The 20,670-nt window shown below is 61.6% G+C and carries 14 protein-coding genes; 5 read left to right on the forward strand and 9 right to left on the reverse strand.

The window, feature by feature from the left end:
* Positions 1-92: 92 nt before the first annotated feature.
* The 6 genes from BH682_RS04095 to BH682_RS04120 form a co-directional block, all read right to left on the reverse strand.
* Complete coding sequence (locus BH682_RS04095) at positions 93-1,424, reverse strand: serine hydrolase domain-containing protein (RefSeq protein ID WP_075832152.1); 1,332 nt, start codon at positions 1,422-1,424, stop codon at positions 93-95.
* Between the two features lie 181 nt (positions 1,425-1,605).
* The gene (locus BH682_RS04100) at positions 1,606-3,213 is read right to left on the reverse strand and encodes an ABC transporter substrate-binding protein (RefSeq protein ID WP_075832154.1); all 1,608 of its coding nucleotides are present in this window, start codon (positions 3,211-3,213) and stop codon (positions 1,606-1,608) included.
* Between the two features lie 168 nt (positions 3,214-3,381).
* Positions 3,382-4,464, reverse strand: a complete 1,083-nt coding sequence (locus tag BH682_RS04105; protein WP_031332841.1) for an ABC transporter substrate-binding protein — start codon at positions 4,462-4,464, stop codon at positions 3,382-3,384.
* Positions 4,465-4,542: 78 nt separating this feature from the next.
* A complete protein-coding gene (locus BH682_RS04110) occupies positions 4,543-5,340 on the reverse strand; it encodes an ABC transporter permease (protein ID WP_075832156.1) in 798 nt (265 codons plus the stop codon).
* Positions 5,337-6,167 carry an ABC transporter permease gene (locus tag BH682_RS04115; RefSeq protein ID WP_075832158.1) on the reverse strand — a complete coding sequence of 277 codons (831 nt, stop codon included), beginning with the start codon at positions 6,165-6,167 and terminating at the stop codon, positions 5,337-5,339. The genes BH682_RS04110 and BH682_RS04115 overlap by 4 nt, the downstream gene beginning before the upstream one ends.
* A complete protein-coding gene (locus BH682_RS04120; protein ID WP_075832160.1) occupies positions 6,164-6,997 on the reverse strand; it encodes an ABC transporter ATP-binding protein in 834 nt (277 codons plus the stop codon). The genes BH682_RS04115 and BH682_RS04120 overlap by 4 nt, the downstream gene beginning before the upstream one ends.
* 97 nt (positions 6,998-7,094) lie before the next feature.
* Between BH682_RS04120 and recC the strand changes: the two genes are divergently transcribed.
* Genes recC through recD form a run of 3 tightly spaced genes read left to right on the forward strand, consistent with a single transcriptional unit; the run spans position 7,095 to position 15,562 of the window.
* Positions 7,095-10,376 (forward strand): exodeoxyribonuclease V subunit gamma, encoded by a 3,282-nt coding sequence (recC, locus tag BH682_RS04125; protein ID WP_075832162.1) that lies wholly within the window; start codon positions 7,095-7,097, stop codon positions 10,374-10,376.
* A 3-nt stretch (positions 10,377-10,379) separates the two neighbouring features.
* On the forward strand, positions 10,380-13,697 hold the full coding sequence (locus BH682_RS04130) for a UvrD-helicase domain-containing protein (RefSeq protein ID WP_075832164.1): 3,318 nt from the start codon (positions 10,380-10,382) through the stop codon (positions 13,695-13,697).
* Complete coding sequence (gene recD / locus BH682_RS04135) at positions 13,694-15,562, forward strand: exodeoxyribonuclease V subunit alpha (protein ID WP_075832166.1); 1,869 nt, start codon at positions 13,694-13,696, stop codon at positions 15,560-15,562. The genes BH682_RS04130 and recD overlap by 4 nt, the downstream gene beginning before the upstream one ends.
* A 26-nt stretch (positions 15,563-15,588) precedes the next feature.
* Here the strand turns inward: recD and BH682_RS04140 are convergent, their stop codons facing one another.
* On the reverse strand, positions 15,589-15,957 hold the full coding sequence (locus BH682_RS04140) for a cupin domain-containing protein (protein ID WP_075832168.1): 369 nt from the start codon (positions 15,955-15,957) through the stop codon (positions 15,589-15,591).
* A gap of 250 nt (positions 15,958-16,207) precedes the next feature.
* The gene (locus BH682_RS04145) at positions 16,208-16,771 is read right to left on the reverse strand and encodes a TetR/AcrR family transcriptional regulator (protein WP_007734140.1); all 564 of its coding nucleotides are present in this window, start codon (positions 16,769-16,771) and stop codon (positions 16,208-16,210) included.
* Between the two features lie 98 nt (positions 16,772-16,869).
* Here BH682_RS04145 and BH682_RS04150 point away from each other — a divergent pair, with 98 nt between their 5' ends.
* A complete protein-coding gene (locus BH682_RS04150; protein WP_223304658.1) occupies positions 16,870-18,096 on the forward strand; it encodes a metal-dependent hydrolase family protein in 1,227 nt (408 codons plus the stop codon).
* On the forward strand, positions 18,093-18,965 hold the full coding sequence (locus BH682_RS04155) for an alpha/beta hydrolase (protein WP_075832172.1): 873 nt from the start codon (positions 18,093-18,095) through the stop codon (positions 18,963-18,965). Before BH682_RS04150 ends, BH682_RS04155 begins: the two co-directional genes overlap by 4 nt.
* A gap of 165 nt (positions 18,966-19,130) precedes the next feature.
* Here the strand turns inward: BH682_RS04155 and BH682_RS04160 are convergent, their stop codons facing one another.
* Positions 19,131-20,441: an NAD(P)/FAD-dependent oxidoreductase gene (locus BH682_RS04160; RefSeq protein ID WP_075832174.1), complete on the reverse strand. Its 1,311-nt coding sequence runs from the start codon at positions 20,439-20,441 to the stop codon at positions 19,131-19,133.
* Positions 20,442-20,670: the final 229 nt, after the last annotated feature.

Below are 20,670 nucleotides of genomic sequence, written 5' to 3' on the forward strand. Positions count from 1 at the left end.
ATTCCAGGCTATGTGGAGACCGGCGAAGGTGGACGAGGCGGCCACGCTCAGTTCAATCGCATTTGATCGAGACCGCCCTGCCCGTTTTCATGTCAAGCCACTCGCTTGGCGGTGCGGCCGCGGAATTCGAGCATCACGGCGCGACCGGTGTCGTCGGTGACGAAGCGTCCCAACGCCCGGGTGGTGTCGGCGCGCGCAGCGAAGTCACGGTCGTTGAGGAAGGCGATCGGGATTGCCGGCGGCCAGACGATGTCCTCGTATTCACCGAGATCCTGCGCGCTGCCCATCCGGATGCCGATTCCCTCGTCACCGGGGGCGACGGTCATCGTCAGTGAGCCGGCCTGATACTTGCCCAGGACTGCGTCGACGGCAGCGGGTTCGGGCTCGACCACGTCGAGGGATGCCGGCGTGGGTAGTTCAGTGAGGTTGGCCATGCACCAGTCGACGATCTTCTTGCCGATTCCGCCGCCGAGGGCGTTGGTCAGCACGGTGACGGCGAAGTTCTTCTCGGGCACTGTCATGAACTCGGAGACCTGGAGGTTGCTCACGTTTCCGCCATGCCGTACTACCTGCGTGGTTCCGTATCGAGTCAACAGCCATCCCAGGCCGACTTCTTCGAACATCATCGCGGCGGGACGCTGCGGCTTCTGCATCAACAACCGGGTGGACTCGTCGAGTGGCTGTCCTTCGCCGGGGTGTTCGCCAGACAGTGCGTAACGTGCCCAGACGAGTTGGTCTCGCACCGAGGACCACATTCCGCCGCAAGGGATCATGCCGCGGTCCAGTCCGGTTTCGTTGGACACGAACGGCACACCGTCGCGGATGTAGTGACCGAGTGCGAACCGGTGGGTCATCACGTCCCAGGACAGGAAGGCCGAGTTCTTCATTTCGAGGGGGTCGAGCACGCGCTGCTTGACCAGCTCTTCGAAGGTCAGTCCGCTGATCTTGGCCACGACATGTCCGGCGAGAACGAATCCGGAGTTGCTGTAGGAGAAGACTTCTCCGACGGGAAATTCTTGTCGCAGTTCGTTCAGCCGTGAAACCGAGCGTCCCAGGGCGTCTTCGCCCCAGCCTGCCGAGAAGCCGGTGAATCCGCCGGTGTGGGTGAGGAGGTGACGCATCGTGACTGTGCGCGTGGCTGTTTCGTCGGCGAAGGTCAGTCCGGGGACGTACTCGACCAACGGGGTGTCGAGATCGAGTAGGCCGTCCTCGACGAGTGCCATCGCGGCTGTTGCGGCGAACACCTTTGTGGTGGAGCCGATCATGAACATCGTCTTGTCGGTGACCGGGAGTTGGGTTTCGACGCTCTCGATGCCACTGGTGACGACGATGTCCTTGTCGTCGTGCACGATGCCGACCGAGACGCCGGGGATGTTCGCCTCGACCCTCCACTGATCGACGAGCTTTTGAAGTTCATTTGTCATCGATTTTTATCCTCGCGTTTCCTGAAAGCGTGACGACGTGAATGTCGCCCGGTAATCGGATGAGATTCGGACTGGAATGTCGGGAACGCACGTTTGACGGGCACCAGTGACGGCTATTGGCCCGTCTGTCTGCTATTGCAGCAATTTACGCACGGTCTTTTCGTAATCTCATGCAGCGCAGCTATCTCAGTACTCGTACACCGGCGCCGACGAGGATGCCGCCAGCCGGTGCGTACAGGGATGTTGCGCCGTTGAAGTACATGTAGTTCGGTGAGACCGATATCGGCACTACGTCGAAGTCCGCAAAGAGCGCTTGCTCGGCGTCCTTCCAGACAGGACAGGATTGCTGCCCCGGCAGTACCGAGGCGGCGGCGGCGAGTTCGGCGTACTTGGGGTTGTCGATGCCTGCAAAGTTGGCCCCGGCCGGGGGCGTAGGGCCGGAAAAATATGGAAGGAATGTACTAGGCGCACTACTTTGAACGGCAAGTCCAATCGAGATGTCCCATGATGTGGGGTCCTTGGCGCCGTAGGTTTCCGAAATGACGAAGTTGTTGTCACCACCGCGTAGCTCGACGTGTGCACCTAGTGCCTCCCACCGATTCAGCACGTATTCAGCGGCTGCCGAAGACGTGTCTCGAGAGTTGTTGAACACCACATCGAGTACCAGCGGGTTGCCTTCCTTCGCCAGGATTCCGCCGCCGCCAGACCGCCAACCAGCGTCGTTCAGTCTCTTTTTCGCTGCCTCTACGTCAAAGTTCGGCAGGACGCCGGTCACACTGTCGTAGTCACACGACCGCGGCTCGCTTACAGCCAATGCTGTTGCACGCGAGCCTTTGCCTCCAGTATTGATCGCCGTGTAGTCCTCGAGGTCAATCGCTTGAAGAAGTGCAGCTCGGACTTCTTTGTCTGAAGTCGGCAACGCTGCATTGTTGTTGAAAATGAACTGACCCGACAAACTCGTATAGTCCATCGAGTCGAGGCCGACTGATTCGACTCGGTCGCGATCGGGCCCACCTATTGCTGCTGCGTTCACGGATCCAGTGAGGACGAGATTGGCGGTGGTTGCGGGATCAGAGACAACCTTGATTGTGACTGACTTGGGCACTCCTAGGGTATCGGAGGTGGTTTCCCCGTTAGGTCCCCATTCGTATCCCTCACGCCGTTCGAGCATCACGTGATCATTGGCCACCACTTCGGTCACTTGGAACAGGCCGGTTCCATTGCTGCCGTTCCGGATGCTCGACGGATCGTCCAGCGCTGCCTTGCACACGAGTTTGAGTCCGCCGATCCGCTCGAGAAGAAATGGAGCGGGCTCTGCGGTCATGACTGTTAGGACGTCACCGTCGGCCGTGGCCGCAGTCGATTCAGGCACGGATACGCCCAGCCACGGGGAACCATTCTTGGGATCTGCGATCCAATTGATGTTGTCGGCTGCGGTCTGCGCAGTGAACGGCGTCCCGTCCTGACAGGTGATGGACTTCTCGAGCGTGAAAGTCAGAGACGTTCCTGCGTCTGACCACGTTTCCGCGAGGTAGGGGCCAGTCGCACCTGTCTTCGCATCAGTAGCCAGTAATGAATCGTTTGTATAGGAGTTGATCGCCTGACCAGAGATCGAATTGGTGAGCAGGGGGTGAAGATTGCCGGGATCGGTGCTCACGACCGTTGTGAAACTGCCGTCCTTGGCGTAGTCGGTGGAGGATATGCCGTTGGGTAATGTGTTCCCGCATGAGGCAAGTGAGAGCAGGCCGAGCGTGACCAGAATGATGGTGGGCACTGAACGAACTTCCATCTGATTAACCTTTTGGGTTGAAGGATGCTTGTTCGTCAATGTTGCGGTATCAGTGTGGCTCCGGTCTCGTTTGATCTTCTCATTTTCAACAGCCAGATATGTTCGGACGTCACTTCCAACAATGGGTCGGATAGTTCACAATTGGCCGATTCAAATTCGGCCGTAGTGTCAGATCAACTCCGGATTCTCGGCGTACACCTCCTCGAGGATCGACATGTCGAACAGTTGCTCCGCCGTAATCTCCAGCCCCGCTTTCGACAGTGCCGCGATGTTCTGTTCGATCAGTTGGGGTGTCATCGTGAACAACCCGTTGGCTTTGGTATCTGCCGACACCACCAGATCATTCTGTGCGGTGGCTTCCTTTATCTGCTCTTCGAGTTCGAGGTTCTGGTCCTTGCCGTAGACCTCGACGGCAAGCCGTGCCGACTCTGCCGGATCGGCGACCGCATCCTTCCATCCTTGGATCTCGGCCTTCAGGAATGCCTTGAGTTTGTCCCTCTCGTTGTCGATGGTGGACTGGAGAACCGTGAACGATTCGGCGACCAACGGCAGGTTGTAGTCCGCGAAGAGGAAGTGGGCGTTGGGGAAACCTTTGGCGGCCAGTGTGATCGGCTCGTTGGTCACGTAGGAGACCCAGCCGTCCACCTCGCCGTTCGCCAAGGGGCTCGGATCGAACTGCGCGGGCACGATCGTCATCTGGCTTTCGGTCAGGCCGTTTGCTGCCAGGAGAGCTCCGAAGACGAGCTGATTGGAATCCTGGACGCCGATCTTCTTGCCGATCATGTCCTGTGGTGAGTTGATCGGTGCCGCAGCGGAACTGACAATCGCAAACGGATTCTTCTGGAATGTCGCACCGACGATCTTTGCCTCCAGTCCGTCGAGTACGGCGGGGGCTGTGAGCTGCGGTGCGGACATTCCGATCCACACCTTGCCGGTGTCCAGGCCGGCTTCGACGCCGGTGCCGGCTGCGCCACCTGCCACCAGGTCTACATTCCCGAACCCTGCATCCTTGTAGTACCCCTTGTCGAGAGCGAAGTACTCACCGGCGAACTCGATGTTCTTGATCCAGGACAACTGCACTGCAACTGTTCCGAATTCGGAACCGTCGTCCGTGGTTCCGCCACTCGAACTGCTGGAGTCACTGCTACACGCGAGCAATGACGCACTGCCGGCGACTGCGATGCCGGTCAGCGCGGAGTAGCGGAAGAAGGCCCTGCGGTCCAGCTGGCGGACGGGCTTGAATGGCGTCATGAATCGGAACACTAGGGCCAGTCGGTTTCGTTCAGTTTGCTTGGGAGAGAGAGTTTGTTGAGGTCGTGTTAACAGATGTCACGACTTGCCCGCCGAAGGACCGAAACGAGACAGAGCGATGCTTTCGAAGATCCCGACCACGGCGTAGAGGACGATCGACACCACGGTGATCACCACGATAGATGCCCACAATTCGTTGTACTGGTAGCGCGGAATGGCTTTGATCATGCTCGAACCCAAGCCTTGGCCGCTACCGAGCCATTCGCCGATCAGTGCTCCGATCAAGGCGCCGGGTACGGATACTCGTGCAGCGGCGAACACAGCCGGAAGTGCGGACGGCACGGACACCATTCGCAATGCGGTCCAACGACTCCCGCCGTAGGCAGCGATGAGGTCTTGTGCCTGAGCCGGAGCGGCACGTAGACCGACCATGATCATGACGAGGGCTGGGAAGAACACCACTATCGCAACCATGACTGTCACACCCACGATTCCGCGGCCGAATATCAGGACGATGATCGGGGTCATCGCAACGAGAGGAACAGATCGTAGAAGCATTGCAACGGGCATGAAAGTCTGTTCGACAGTGCGGGAAACGACGAAGATCGATGCCACCACGAGCGCGGCAGTCATTCCGATGGCAAAGCCGACACCGGCGTCGCGCAGAGTGATGAACAGGTTGTCGATGATGCCCGAACGAGCGTCGGCGGATTTTGGGCCGGAGAACAGGTACTCCCAGACGTCGGCCGGCGTCTTTCCCACACGCGGGCCGACCTGGGGAAAGGCGTTGAGGAAGACCACCCAGATGACAAGCAACAGCGCCGAGGCGATGGCAATCGGGGCGAGGAATCTCAATGTTCCTCGTACCGAAGTCATTTCTGTGCTCCCGGAACGCTCGTCCACGGGGTGACGAGCCGGGCGATCGCTGCGACGACGGCGTACCCCAGACCTGCGAGCAAGGCGGCGGCGATAGCCATTCCCCACGTTCGCGGGACGTTGTACGACGTCTGAGCGGCCGTTAGTGCGACGCCGATCCCGCTGTCCACCCCGCCGAGATACTCACCGAGAATTGCACCCAGTACGGCCGAAGGTGCAGCAATCTTGAGGGCAGCAAAGGTGCTCGGAAGTGCGCTCACAAGTTGAACTTTGGTGAACTTCTGCCAACGCCCACCGCCGTAGGCGGCGACGAGATCGAGGCTCGTCTTGTCGGCCGATCTCAGGCCGGCGAGTGTGCCGACCATCGTGGTGAAGAAGCAGTACATTGCGGCGAGAAAGATTGTGGGGGTCCGGCCGCCGAAGACGACCAGGATGATTGGGCCAAGCGCCAACAGCGGTGTGCAGTAGCTCAGGATCGCCAGTTGTGTGGCCAATCCCTCGATGGGCGGAATGAGAACGACAAGCACGGCAAGCGTTATCGCCAGCAGGTTTCCCCAGAGAAAGCCCTGCAGCGCACCGGAAGCCGTGACGGTGAAATTGGGTCCGTACAGCGACCAACCGTCGTCGAACATCGTCGAGACAACTACCCACGGCGTCGGAATCGTGCCTCCCGCAACACCGGCCGCCGCCAGAATCCACCAGAGAGCGATCAGTCCGCAGATGCCGACTGCACCGCCGAACCACGTTGGACGCTTCAATCGGATCCGGCGCGGCACAGATGGCTGCGCCGCCGCGGTCGCGACGTTCTCGATATCGGTAATTGTCATGCGACGCCTGCTTTTCCGAAGAGCAGTCCAGAGAGGTAGTCGTGGATCTCGTGGAACTCGGGTGTACGCATCATCTCGGGTGTACGCGGGCGCGGCAGGTCGATCGGCACGACTTCGAGGACGCGTCCGGGCCGCGGCGTCATGACGGCGACGACGTCGGAGAGGAACACGGCTTCGGCGATTCCGTGAGTCACCATCAACGTGGTCGCGGGTTTTTCGGTCCAGATTCTGAGCAATTCGATGTTGAGCCGTTGACGGGTCATGTCGTCCAGCGCGCCGAAGGGTTCGTCGAGTAGGAGGACACTCGGCTTGACCACGAGCGATCGTGCGATCGACACACGCTGACGCATACCGCCGGACAATTGGGCGGGCTTGGCCTTCTCGAATCCTTCGAGGCCGACGAGCGCGATCAGGTCGGCGATCAGGTCGGGGTCGGGATCGATGCCGGCAACCTGAAGGGGCAGTTTGATGTTGGAGGCCACTGTTCGCCACGGCAGCAAAGCCGAATCCTGGAAGGCGATTCCGAGTTCGCGGCGCTTGCGTAACTCGGCGGGCGACTGCCCGTTGACAAGGGCCGTTCCCGACGTCGGACTATCGAGGCCCGCAAGGATGCGGAGAACGGTGGACTTCCCGCATCCGGACGGCCCGAGCAGAGACAGGAAAGAGCCTTCGCTGGTTTGAAGGGACACGTCGGTCAGCGCGGTCACCGACCGACGACCCATCTCGAAGGTCTTGCCGAGGCCGGAGATGTCGAGACCGGTTCCAGCGGGGCGAGGTGAGGTGACGGGACTGGTCATTCCCGCACAGTACGAACGTCCGGTTGCGGTCATGTTGCCTGCGCGTCACCGCTGCGTGAGGCTGGTTCGGCGTCTCCTGTCACAGCGCCGTGGTGAGATGGACGTCTGGACGGAGTGAGGGGAGCGAAGATTGCTGAAGTTGTACCGGGCCGAGCGTTCGGACACCTTGGTCTCGGCGTTGGCCACGCTCCTCCGTACCCCGCTGTCGGATCCATTCGCCCGGGAAACTGTTGCGGTGCCGGCCAAGGGCGTCGAGCGTTGGCTCAATCAGCGGCTGTCCTCCCAGCTAGGCACGTCCGGACCGTCAGCAGTGGACGGAATTTCTGCGAACATCGCGTTTCCTTCACCCGCGCGCCTGGTCGCGGAGTCCGTGGCCGCGGTCAGTGGAATCACGGCTGACGACGACCCATGGTCGCCGACGCGATTGGTGTGGACGGTTCTCGATGTGATCGACGAGTCCCTCGGCGAGCCCTGGTGCGGAGTCCTGGCGAAACATCTCGAAGGCCATCGTGAAGGTCGACGGTTTGCCTCCGCCACACATGTAACCGAACTCTTCCGCAGTTATGCCGCGCAACGCCCGCAGATGCTGATCGACTGGGCCGCCGGGCGGTTGACCGACGGACACGGATTGGCGCTGTCGGAGGATTTCGAATGGCAGGCACGTCTGTGGTGCATCGTCGCGGACAAGATCGACGTTCCGGGGCCCGCAGAGCGACTGGGGCAAGTGAGCCGCGCACTGGTCGAGGACCCGGCCTTGGTCGACCTACCGGAACGCCTGTCGGTCTTCGGGCCGACCCGGCTGCCGGTCGATCAGCGAATGATCTTGAGCGCACTCAGTGCGAATCGGGACGTGCACATCTGGCTCCCGCATCCCAGCCCCGCGCTGTGGACCAAGATGAGCTCGCGCATACCGCCTCGAAGTGAGAGCACGATCCGACGTTCGGAAGACGGGTCAGCGCTGATATCCGCCAATCCGTTGCTGTCGAGTCTTGCTCGCGACGTTCGTGAACTTCAGATCAGCCTCGGTGCCGCCGAGTTCGAGTCGGTGCATCTTCCCGAACCAGCCGGCCCGAAATCCCTCCTGGCGACGGTCAAAGCCGACGTCATCGCAGATCGTGCTCCCAGCGTTGCAGCGGAACCGGATGGGACAGTTCAGGTCCACGCTTGCCACGGGCCGGCACGGCAGGTCGAGGTGCTCCGCGAATGTCTGCTCCGATTGTTCGAGGACGACCCGACATTGCAGCCACGCGACGTACTCGTGATGTGCCCGGACGTCGAAACGTACGCACCCTTGGTTCGTGCTGCATTCGGGCAAGGCGTCCATGGCCACCCCGGGCATCTTCTTCGAGTAAGGCTGGCAGACCGCGGATTACGTCAGACCAATCCAGTCCTGGCCGTTCTCGGCTCTCTCCTCGAATTGGCCGACGGCCGGGCCACAGCCAGTGAGGTTCTCGACCTGGCCGCGACCGAGCCTGTCCGCACACGTTTTTCGTGGGGCGACGACGAGTTGGAAAGACTGCGGGAATGGACGACGGAAGCGGGTGCTCGCTGGGGAATCGGTAGTCGGCAGCGTGCCACGTTCGGCCTCGATGCATTTCCGCAGAACACCTTCAACACCGCCATGGACCGAATCTTGTTGGGGGTCAGCGCGGACGAATCGGAAAATGCCTGGTTGGATCTCGCGCTACCACTTGATGACGTGGACGGCACAGACATCGACCTGACTGGACGTTTCGCAGAGTTCGTCGATCGCCTGGCCGTCTCGCTTCGCGATCTTGCCGGCCCACATTCACCGGCCGAATGGCTTCGTGTGCTGATGCGGGCCCTGGATCTGCTGACCGACACAGCGCCCGCAGATTCCTGGCAGAGCGCGGGGGCCCACCGCGAACTGGTAGCTGCTGTGGAATTCGGCGGAGAGACGGTGTTACGTCTGGCCGATGTTCGCGCGATGCTCTCGCGCAGCCTCGCGGGCAGACCGACGCGTGCCAACTTCCGAACCGGCGAACTGACGGTGTGCACGATGGTTCCGATGCGTTCGGTACCGCATCGCGTGGTCGTGCTGATCGGACTCGACGACGAGGTGTTCCCTCGAACCGGTGGAGTCGACGGCGACGACATCTTGTCACGTGATCCCGTTGTGGGGGAGCGCGATCTGCGCAGTGAAGACCGGCAACTGCTTCTCGATGCCGTGATGTCTGCGGGCGAACATCTGATTCTGTTGTATACCGGTGCCGATCCGGTCACCGGTGTCGTCAGACCACCGGCGATCCCCCTCAGTGGCCTTCTCGACGTACTCAGTGCGACGGTGGGTCCGGACGCTGTGAACGGGGTGCTGACACGGCATCCGTTGCAATCGTTCGACAATCGAAACTTCGCGCCGAACAAGCCGTTCAGCTTCGACACGGCAGCGCTGGCCGGTGCGAGGGCTGCCTCCGGAACACCGGTCGAATTGCCGACAGTCTTGTCGGCCGAGCTACCCGAGGTGCATCCGAAGGAAGTGAACCTCGCCGACTTGGTGAACTTCCTGGTACATCCCGCGCGTGGTTTTCTGCGCCAACGCCTCGGCGTCCGGGTACCGGAACTCGACGACGACATCGCGGATTCGCTGGCAACCGAGCTCGATCCACTGTCCACCTGGGCTCTGGGTGACCGAATGCTTCTCTCGCGCTTGGCTGGACGCAGCTCGGCGGATTTTCGTGCAGCCGAGTGGCGCCGCGGCACTCTGCCGCCCTACAACCTGGGCGCCACGGTTCTGGGCAACGTCGAATGGGTGGTCGATCAGATTGCCGGACTTGCCTTGCCGCACTTCGACGGAGACTCCGAAGCTGTCGACGTCGACATAGACCTCGGTAACGGGCGTCGTCTCACCGGAACGGTAACCGGTGTGCACGGCGATTCAGTGGTGCGAGCGTCGTATTCCTCACTGGCGCCTAAACATCGGATGACGGCCTGGATCAACCTCCTCGCCTTGAAAGCACACGGACGACCCGGTCCGCTCGATGCAGTGTCGATCGGACGGGGTCGGGGAAAGACAGCAGCGGCACGATCAGTGCTCGATGCGCCGGGCAATGCGGTCGAGATCCTGCAGCAACTGGTGGACCTACGCGAGCGGGGGCTGCAGCGTCCGTTGCCGATGTGGGCCGCTACTTCAGCCGAATATGCGCGCCGACGCTTTGGTGGCGAGTCGGTCGACGATGCGACAAACGGTGCGGACACCCAGTGGACCGGGCAGTACGGCGAGATGATCGATCCAAGCAACACTTACGTTTTCGGAGAGGCTCGAACACTGGCGGAGTTGGCTGCGGATCCGCCGTCGGACGACGAATTCGTCTGGGCCGAGGAACCGACTCGATTCGGAGTTCTCGCCCGACGACTGTGGGATCCGTTGCTGACCAACGAAAGAGCGGAGTAACCCGTGGACTTCGATCTATTGGGGCCACTACCGACCGGCACTACGGTGTTGGAAGCGAGCGCCGGAACTGGCAAGACCTACGCGATCGTCGGACTCGCGACCCGTTGTGTTGCCGAAGGTCTCGCCGACATATCGCAAGTTCTGCTGGTGACATTCAGTAGGGCCGCCACTCAGGAACTTCGTGAGCGTGCCAGGGAGAGGTTCGCGGGAGTGTCCGCCGCTCTGGTCGACCCGGAGGCGGCGAGGCGGTCGGATGATGATCTGGTGGCGTACCTCGCCACAGCTGACGACGAGGAGATCGGCGTGCGGCGTCGTCGACTCCTGCGCGCTCTCGCGGAGTTCGACGCCGGCACCATCACGACCACCCACAGTTTCTGTCAGAGGATGCTCGACGGGCTGGGCATCGCCGGGGAACGTGAACCGGACACAACTTTTGTGGAGTCGGTCGACGACCTGATCAGTGAGGTCGTCTCGGATTTGTACCTCAGCCGCTACAGCCGGACGGACTCGTCTCCACCGTTCTCCACGAAGGACGCGCTGGCCATCGCCCGAAGCGCAGTCGGCGATGGTCAGGCAATTCTCGAACCCGACGGCGAGGAGGAGACCGCACCCGGTCAGCGCGTCCTCTTCGCGGCCGCTGCTCGCGTCGAGGTCGAACGACGTAAGCGGACCAAAGGAATTCGCGACTTCAACGATCTGCTGACGCTGTTGCACGGTGTATTGACGGATCCGGAATACGGTCCCGTCGCGTGTCGTCGGGTGCGCGAAAAGTTCAAGGTTGTGTTGATCGACGAGTTCCAGGACACCGATCCGTTGCAGTGGGACATTCTGCGGTTGGCCTTCCACGGACACACCACCCTGGTCCTGGTCGGTGATCCCAAACAAGCCATCTATGCGTTCCGCGGGGCAGAAGTCCTGAGTTATCTCGATGCGGTCGATCAGGCGGATGCGCACCAGGAGTTGACCACCAATTGGCGTAGCGACCCAGGGTTGTTGGCGGCACTCGAACACCTCTACGGTGGTGCCGCACTCGGCAACGAAGGCATCGTCGCGCATCCAGTGGAGGCTTCGCACAAGAAGTCTCGGTTGTTCGGCCCGGTGCCGCTGCGTGTACGCCATCTGCCCCGTACCGGAGCCGGACCGCTCAATCGTTCGGGATTTCCGGCCGTAGGCAGACTTCGCAGTCGCGTCGCGGACGACGTCGCAGCAGACGTGGTCGCGCTCCTGGGCGGCGATGCCCGCTTGGCAGTCGACGGTGATCCACGCCCGGTCGAACCAGGAGACGTCGCGGTGTTGGTGCGCACCCACAAGCACGTGGCGATGATCCGCGATGCTCTCGATGCCGTCGGTGTACCTTCCGTATTGACCGGAGGGTCCAGTGTTTTCGCGACACCCAGTGCGACCCAGTGGCTGTGGCTGTTGCAGGCGATCGAGCAGCCCCATCGCTCCGATCGTGTCCGGTTGACGGCCCTCTCGCCGATTTTCGGGCGCACCTCCGAAGAACTGGACAAGGACGGCGACAACGTCGTTGCAGAACTTGCAGGTCAACTGCGCTCCTATTCCGGGCTGTTCGCACGCGTCGGGTTTGCGGCTGTGTTCGAAAGAATCTCTGCCGAAACAAATCTGGAGAAGCGTGTACTCGCGGCCCCGTCCGGCGAACGAGATTTCACCGATCTGCGGCACGTCGCACAACTCCTCGGTCGCGTCGCGACCGAGGAAGCGTTCGGGTTGAGCGCACTGGTTCGCTGGCTTTCCGATCGGATCAAGGACCCGACGTCCGGGAGCGCCACCGATCGAAGCCGCCGCCTCGACAGTGACGCTGCCGCAGTGCAAATCGCTACGGTGCATGCCACCAAAGGGCTCGAGTTCCCGATCGTCTACGTCCCGTTCAGTTGGGAGAGCGTTGGCGGCTTCAACTCGCCGACGCAGCTGTTGCACGACCCGGAGGGACGCCGCATCCTCGACGTCGGCGGGCAGGAAGGCCCGGGGTACAACGCCAGAAAGACTGTTGCGGAGGCCGAAGAAGCGGGCGAAGAACTGCGGCTGCTGTACGTGGCGCTGACCCGGGCGCAGTGCCAACTCGTGCTCTGGTGGGCACCCAGCTACGGGACCTCCCGCTCGCCGCTGCACCGGTTGATGCTCGGACGTACACCCGGCATCGCCGAACCTGCTCGGGTAGTGAAGGTGCTCGACGACGGTACAACCGCAGCACGGCTCGCAACCTGGCCGGCAGCAGCTTCCGACGTGATCTCGGTGGAACCTGTTGGTCCCCATCCGCCCTCGCCCGTCCACTGGTCCAGAGCGGCTGCGGACGTGACCGAACTGGCCGCGGCGCGTTTCGATCGAGACCTGGACACTCTGTGGCGTCGTACGTCGTACTCGGCACTCACCGCCGGAGCGCACCACGCGGTCACGACCACGGGCAGCGAGGTCGAGGATCCCGAAAAAGACGACGAGCCAGAGGATTCCGTAGACCTCGAGAGCATTACCCCCTCGCCCCTGGAGGCGTTCCCTTCACCCATGAACGGACTTCCCGCGGGCGCCGCATTCGGCACGCTGGTGCATGAGGTGCTCGAGGTGGTGGACACGGCTGCGGCAGATCTGAGAGCGGAACTCGGGATGCGTTGCGCCGAGGCGGTCTCGGTTCGGGCGGCCGAGGTCGACTCCGAAGCACTCGCGGATGCGCTGTATCTGGTGATGCAGACTCCCTTGGGATTCGGAACCTTGGCCACGATCGCGCCGAAAGATCGTCTTCCCGAACTCGATTTCGAACTCCCACTGGCCGGTGGCGACGATCCGGTGTCGATGAGTGTCACACTCCGCGGAGTGTCGGAACTGTTGAGGCGCCACCTTTCCTCCGACGACATTCTGGCGTCGTACGCCGACTATCTGGACCGTGTCGAGACGTCACCGATGCGCGGATTCCTGACGGGCAGTATCGACGCGGTCTTGCGGATCCCGGGCCCGTCGTTCGTGATCGTCGATTACAAGACCAACCGGATCGGTCGCGGCGATCTGACGGCTGCCAACTACACGCGTGAACTCATGGCGACGGAGATGATGCGCTCGCACTATCCGCTGCAGGCACTGCTGTATTCGGTTGCACTGCATCGGTATCTGCGGTGGCGCCTGCCCGACTACGATCCGCACCGTCATCTCGGGGGCGCGCAGTATCAATTCGTGCGTGGGATGCTCGGCCCGGACAGCCCGCCGGAATGCGGTGTCTTCGAATGGAAACCGCCTGCTCAGCTGACGGTTGAACTATCGGATCTGCTGGCCGGTCTTGATGCGTCCCACACAGTAGGGGAGAAGATTCGATGACCGAGGCGCAATTGGCGCAGCGCGCCAAAGGGATCGTGCGAATTTTCAACGAAGCCGGGGTTCTGGTTGCCGCCGATGTTCATGTCGCGACGAGAGTGTGCAGCCTGGGCGGTGAAACTTCCGAAGAAGTGATGCTGGCCGCGGCGTTGGCAGTTCGGGCCGTGCGATCAGGTTCGGTGTGCCTCGATCTGCAACGGATGCGTGATGTGAGCGTCGACAATGCGACGGAGGAGGAACTTACGTCGTTGCCGTGGCCCGAACCGTCGGAGATCGTTGCCGCCCTTCGGCTGAGCCCTCTGGTGATCGGCGGAAACGCCGGACCTCTCAGACCGCTCCGGTTGGTCGACACGGACGACGGTGAACTCCTCTACCTCGATCGATATTTTCTGCAGGAGCAGACGATTCGGCGAGTGCTCGACGAGCGGGCGTCCACGTGGCCGCCCGCCGACCTGAAAGCGGTCCGAACGCGGCTAAATTCGCTGTTCGTCGACGAGAACGGGCCGACCATCGCGCCGGATCGTCAACGGATAGCAGCTGCTCTCGCCGCGACACAGTGGACCACCGTCATCGCCGGTGGGCCCGGAACCGGCAAAACCCATACGGTCGCACGTATTCTCGCTCTCCTGTCGGAGGAATTGGGTTCGAATGCTCGCATCGGTCTGGCCGCACCGACGGGTAAAGCCGCAGCACGGCTGCAGGAGTCCGTACGTGAGCAGACCGCGAGCCTTGGCCTTCCCGAAGAACTCGCGGCCATGACCCTGCACCGCCTACTCGGTTGGCAGCGGGGGAGTTCGAGTCGTTTCAAATACAATGCGACCAACAGACTTCCCTACGATGTGGTCGTCGTCGACGAGACGTCGATGGTCTCCCTCACGTTGATGGCGCGCCTGCTCGAAGCCGTTCGCCCCGATGCCCGGCTACTGCTCGTCGGCGATCCCGATCAGTTGACCTCAGTCGACGCGGGCGCTGTTCTTGCTGATCTTGTCGCCCGCCCGGTAAAGGTCAGTGGAAATCCGACGCTGACACAGTTGGTGGGTGACGATCTCACGGCCACTGGTTCCGAAGAGGCATTGAGTGCGGATGAACAGGATCGTCTGCGGGGCGGGATCATTCAACTCTCACGCGGGCGCCGCTTCGACGGAACCATCGCGTCGTTGGCCAGGGCAGTTCGAGCGGGAGATTCCGCTGAGGTTCTGCGTATCCTGCGCAGCGGTGATCCAGCCGTCTCCTTCCATTCGCCCGAGGATGTTGACGCATTGCGCGCCGACATCGTTGCGAGTTCAGAGGTGGTGACGGCGTCGGCCGAGGTGGGTGATGCGATCGGCGCACTGAAAGGCCTGGAATCGCACCGCCTTCTGTGCGCCCACCGTGACGGGCCCTACGGAGTCGGGAGGTGGGCGCAACAGGCGATGGAGTGGGTCGGCACGGCATCAGGGCAGTTTCTTGACCCGACGCGGTGGTATCCGGGCCAACCGCTGCTCGTGACGGCCAACGACTACGAGGCGAAGATCTACAACGGGGACGCCGGGGTGATCGTGCAGCGTGAGGATGGCGTGCCTATTGCCGCATTCCAGCGGGGCAGTGATGCGTTTCTGATTCACCCGAGCCAACTCTCGTCGGTGCAGACGGTTTACGCGATGACGATTCACCGGAGCCAGGGCAGCCAGTACGACACCGTATCGGTGATGTTGCCGGCCGAGGCGTCGTCACTGCTGACTCGGGAGTTGTTGTACACGGCGATCACTCGCGCCAGAAATCATGTGAGAGTGATCGGCACCGAGGATTCCGTGAGGGCGGGAGTGCAGCGACAGGTGCTCAGGGCAAGTGGGCTGCGTCGTGAGATCCGTCCGTATGACGGGCCGTGAAGGTCGGATGTTGCGGTTTCTCTCGGTCATACGTTGTATACGACGAACACCTTGCGTACGGTCTCGGTGACCGTCCACGTACCCTTCCATCCGATTGGGAAGATTGCACTCGTACCGGCAACGAGATGTACGGGATCGCCGTCGTCCTCCTCCACGGTCATGGCGCCGGAGACGATGGTGATGATCTCGCCGCGGGTGAGGAACTCCCACCGCGACTTTCCCGGTTCGCTCTCCCAGACTCCGGATTGAATGCGGCCGTCGTCACTGGTGAACTCGACATCTGCACGAGTGATGATGTCTCCGTCGAGTGGCTCTGCACTGGGTTGGCCGAGCAGTGCTTGCTGGAAGATCCCACTTGCGCTGTTCAACTCTGCGGCACGGAAGGTAATGGTCACAATTCAATCCTGACTTTCGAAACTCATGTGAATCATCGGACTTGTCGATGATGTCGTGTGTCTGCTGAGCCGGGATACATTCACTTGTCGCATCTTTCGGCGTTTCGCTCGTACAGATGTCGAAAGGGTGATCGACCATCATTCAACCGGGGCTCAGGGAACCGTCTCACGCCGAAACATGCCCGAGCCCAGGGAAAACGCCCCCGCGCCGGTGATCTCGAACGGGGGTGATCGGTTGTGTATGAGGGGTTTACGTGGTGGACGCTGTCAACGAGGTGATGAAGCGCTCGGCTGCCGCGTCGACCTCGGCGTCGGGGGTGAGCAACCTCTGTAGCAACAGTCCTCGCAGACATGCGGTTGCGATGATGCTCTGCTGCTTTGCGTCCACCATTGTGAACCCTTCGCGGAGGGCCGCCGCTTCGAGGAGGTGCGCCAAATCGTCGAGGTCGGCGGCGAAATCTTGAAATGCTTTGTGCTCGTAAACCGCAAGTCCGGCCAGGTGAAAAAAGGTGCGGCTTCGATCTTCGTGCTCGGCGTTCGAGTAGAAGGTCCAGATCGCCCTGCACAGGGCCGCGAACCCGAGATCCTTGCCCATCGCGGCGATGACGAGGTTGTCACGGCGGCGAGCTTCCGACAGCACGGCGCTGAGGAGTCCCGGTCGTGATCCGAAGTGATAGGTCAGCAGCGTGTGGTGCACTCCGAGTCGCTCCGCTACTTGGCGCATCGACAGCTTCGGGCTTGGGCCGGTTTCACCGAACTCGTCGAACAGTGCCTGCAACAGTCGCTCTCGACCCTCCCCAACCGGCGATCTCACGCTACCTCCATTGACGGGTTCACCACTGTTGAGTACGGTACCGCATATCGAATTCACCAGTGTTTAGGAGAGTGGTTTCCAATGCTCGGGAGGTCCCTTTGACTGACGTATGGTTTGCCGGCGGCATGGTCGCGGATGGATCGGGCACCGACCCGGTCGAAGTCGACGTGTGCGTGAGTGGCGGCATTGTCACCGCGATCGGACAGGCGCCGTCGGGTTCGACGACAGTTGACTTGGACGGCATGCTTCTGACTCCGGGGCTGATCGATGCTCATGTGCACCTGGGTATTTCGAGTCCGATCCGAAGGCAATTCGGGTTTGAGCTCTCGGCAGCCGAACTGGCTGCGGGCATCTTCGCCACCGCGGGCGATGCCCTCGACGCGGGCTTCACCACGGTGCGAGACGTCGGTGGCATCGACGGCGGAGTCGTCGACGTTATTGCGAGCGGCAAGGTGCGTGGTCCGCGTGTCCTCTCGTGCGGTCCTGTGCAGTGCCAGACCGGTGGACACGGCTACTACGGGGCCGCATGGGAGCCGACCGAGCTGTGGAACATGCACCACATTCCCGGGCTCTGCGCCTTGTCCTTGATGTCGGGTAATGCCGACGAGCTACGACGCAACGTGCGCGAATCGTTCCGCCGAGGCGCAACATTTCTGAAACTGTGCGTCACCGGCGGTGTCGTCGGAGGCCATGACAGCCTCACCGACACACAGTTCACCGTCGAGGAAATCTCCGTGGCAGTGGAAGAAGCAGCGTCGCGCGGCACCTACGTCACGGTCCACGCGCACAACAATGCGGGCATTCGCAACGCAGTGCGAGCCGGTGTCCGGTGCGTGGAACACGGCACCGACATCGACGAAGAGACCGCCCAGCTGATGCGCGAGCATGACGTGGCTCTGGTCCCTACCTTCGCCGTGGTCGAGCAGTTGACGGACACCGAGAGCATGGACCTGGAACCTGCAATACGAGACCGCGCCGCCGGAGTACGTCAACGCATGGCCAGAGCGCTTGCGGTCTCTCGCGCAGCAGGCCTGAGGATCGGCCTGGGCTCGGACCTCATCGGGCCGCACCAGCAGCGCCGAGGCGAGGAGTTGCGCTTGCGGGCCGAGTTGGAGTCGCCGATGCATGCTCTCGTATCGGCCACCAGCGTCAACGCCGACATCCTCGGTATCGGGGACACCGTTGGAACTATCCGCGTCGGTATGCAGGCGGACATGGTTGCCTGGCAGCAAGACCCGCTCCACGACGCCAAGGTGTTCGCCGATCCGGACATGGCTGTTCTCGTCGTGAAGGCCGGCCACGTAGTGAAGGGAGAGGTTCGATGAGCGCAATGCTGCACGGATGTTTTGCAGACACGGAGTACTTCGAAATAACGGCGAAGTCGGGGCACAGCTACGGCATCTGGGTGACCACACCCCCCGGCTACGCGGACTCCACGGATCCCTTACCGCTGATCTACGTGATGGACGGCAACTGGGCTGTAGGTCTTACCGCCCCGCTCATCGTCACGCAGGCAGACCCGTATCTGACGATCGCCCCGTACATTCAGGTCAGTGTCGGATATGCCGGTGAGGAAGCCGCCAACTGGGCACGGCTCCGCAACCGCGATCTCGTGCCGCCTGGGGAACCGGTAGGCGAAGAAATGACGGCTACTCTTGCCGCTGCTCGCGACTCGGGTGCAATGACCCAGGAGTACGTGGACGCCTACCTCGAGGAGCTGGCAGACACCCACGGGGACGTCTTCCTCGACTTCCTGACCAACGAACTCCACCCTCGCCTGTACTCGTCGGAGCTACGTGTCAGCGAGTCCGGGCACGGACTCTTCGGGTACTCGTACGGAGGCCTTTTCGCCCTCTACGCATGGCTGCGCGACGCGCCCCCATTCGCGACCTTCGGTGCGGGTAGTCCCGGAGTTGTGAACGCCGACAGCCAGATCCACACACTGGTCGAGGCACTGCCCGAGCGTGGCGTGGGCTCAGTTGTTCCGCAGCTGCACGTCACGCTGAACGAAGCCGAACTGACAGGGCCCATTCCGATCTATCGCGGACTGGCACGTAACGTTCTTGCTGTCGTGGAGCAGTTGCATGGCAATGGGTGGTCGCAGGATGTTTCGACCGCGTTGTTGCACGAGACGCACGTCACCGGGCTGCAGGCATCGTTCCTGAGCTACTTGAAAAAATGCCATGCACGGTAGCTGTTCGTCCCGGCGACGATGTGCACGCTGACACGTTCGACGGGCGATTTTCCGTAGACGCCGTTGAAGGAGAAGTCGGCTGTGGGTGTCCACCACGTGGTGGACACCCACAGCCGTGTCTATTCAGTTGTCGCGGCTATCGATTCTCCAAGCCGGACAACACTTCTAACCCATGACGGTCCCGGTCGACTCGGCATTGGGTGCCCGAAGGCGGGAGAATGCGCCGAGGTCGATTTCGAGCCCGGTGTGCATCCCGACATAGGTCAGGGGATCAGCGTCGTGATCGTGTCCAGCTTCCACCTGGTCGATGATCCTGGACATGAGGCGCCCAGCGATAGGGGCATTCTTGAATTGGTTCCCGCTGGTGCCCATGGCGACGTAGAAACCTTGCCTGTCTGTCTTGTCATAGATCGGGGTCCAGTCGGATGCTGCGTCGTACACGCCGGCAATACCTTTCGGTTGTGACGGGACCTCCAGGGTGGGGAAACGCCTGGCGGCGCGGAAAACCTGCGCTTCGAACCGGGCAACAGTGCGATTCGGGTTGGCGGTATCAGGATCGTCGATCCACTCGCGCGGATCGCAATCCGGTTCGGTTCCGCCGACAAGGAAACCGTTTCCAGGTTCGGCTCGCATGTAGGTTCCGAGATCCAAATCGGCGATCATCGGGCCGAGGATCTCGTCGTCGTTGTAGCCAGTGGGTGCGGTGACGTGATGAACTTCCTGGCGCAAGGGCCGAACCGAAACCTTGAAGTCGGCCCCGACGTTCGACAGCTTGTTGAACGCTCCTGACCAGGGGCCGGCGGCATTGACGACAATCTTGGATTTCACACTTTCCCCGTCGTCGAGCCCTAGCTGCCAGATGCCGTCAGGCAACTGCTCGACTGCCACTACACGCGTGTTGTATGCGAAAACCGCACCGTGCGAACGTGCTGCCGCAGCAAGATTCGCGGCAGCCAGTTGCGGGTCGTCGACGAACCCCGCCTGAGGTGTGTACAGCGCGCCGAGCGTGGTTTCGGCATCTGCGAAGAAGGACTCCGAGTCGACTGGCTTCGGAGGATAGTATTTGCCGGCGTCGATACCGGGAATCTTCTCGACGAGTGTCGTTGCGTCCCAGAGCTGGTAATCGATTCCTATCTTCTCGAATAATCCGATCGTGCGCGCGTGGGGTGCGACGTCGACGTCGAGCAGTGCCATTCCGCATTGCCGAAACTTCGCAAGCGCGCCGTCGACTGTCGCGTTGAGATGCTCGTTCCAGTTTTGCCAGCAATGCAGCGACTCCCAAGCCGCAGCCATACCGTCGAATGTGGAGTAGTTGAACCGGATAACCGCACTGGATGCACTGGTCGAGCCGTAGCCCGGACCACCAGACTTGTCGATGACCAGGACTTCGTAACCTCGAGCGGCCAGTTCGTAGGCGATGGAGCTGCCGATCACTCCAGCTCCGACCACAACTGCATCGGTCTTGTCGGTAGGCACTTTCGGCCTCTCTTTCTACTGATGGCTTCGCCGGATCGAAAGCACAGCTGTTCGATCCGGCAAGCTTGGGTTCTGGTAATTCCGACGCCGTCGACTTCCTCTGGAGAGCTTCATCCCGACTTCTCGGATTCGGCTCTGTCTTAATGAATTTGGCACCTGAAAGTCCAGAGGTGTTCGTCGTCCTCAACTCTCTCGTGGCGGCCATCGGAACGCTATCGACAGCTGCGCA

Source organism: Rhodococcus sp. YL-1 (assembly GCF_001942025.1).
Taxonomy (GTDB): domain Bacteria; phylum Actinomycetota; class Actinomycetes; order Mycobacteriales; family Mycobacteriaceae; genus Rhodococcus_F; species Rhodococcus_F qingshengii.

Coding starts and splice junctions, on each gene's coding strand:
- BH682_RS04105 (WP_031332841.1), bottom strand. CDS start 4,464: ATGACGCCATTCAAGCCCGTCCGCCAGCTGGACCGCAGGGCCTTCTTC.
- BH682_RS04120 (WP_075832160.1), bottom strand. CDS start 6,997: ATGACCGCAACCGGACGTTCGTACTGTGCGGGAATGACCAGTCCCGTC.
- BH682_RS04095 (WP_075832152.1), bottom strand. CDS start 1,424: ATGACAAATGAACTTCAAAAGCTCGTCGATCAGTGGAGGGTCGAGGCG.
- recD (WP_075832166.1), top strand. CDS start 13,694: ATGACCGAGGCGCAATTGGCGCAGCGCGCCAAAGGGATCGTGCGAATT.
- BH682_RS04100 (WP_075832154.1), bottom strand. CDS start 3,213: ATGGAAGTTCGTTCAGTGCCCACCATCATTCTGGTCACGCTCGGCCTG.
- BH682_RS04155 (WP_075832172.1), top strand. CDS start 18,093: ATGAGCGCAATGCTGCACGGATGTTTTGCAGACACGGAGTACTTCGAA.
- BH682_RS04110 (WP_075832156.1), bottom strand. CDS start 5,340: ATGACTTCGGTACGAGGAACATTGAGATTCCTCGCCCCGATTGCCATC.
- BH682_RS04115 (WP_075832158.1), bottom strand. CDS start 6,167: ATGACAATTACCGATATCGAGAACGTCGCGACCGCGGCGGCGCAGCCA.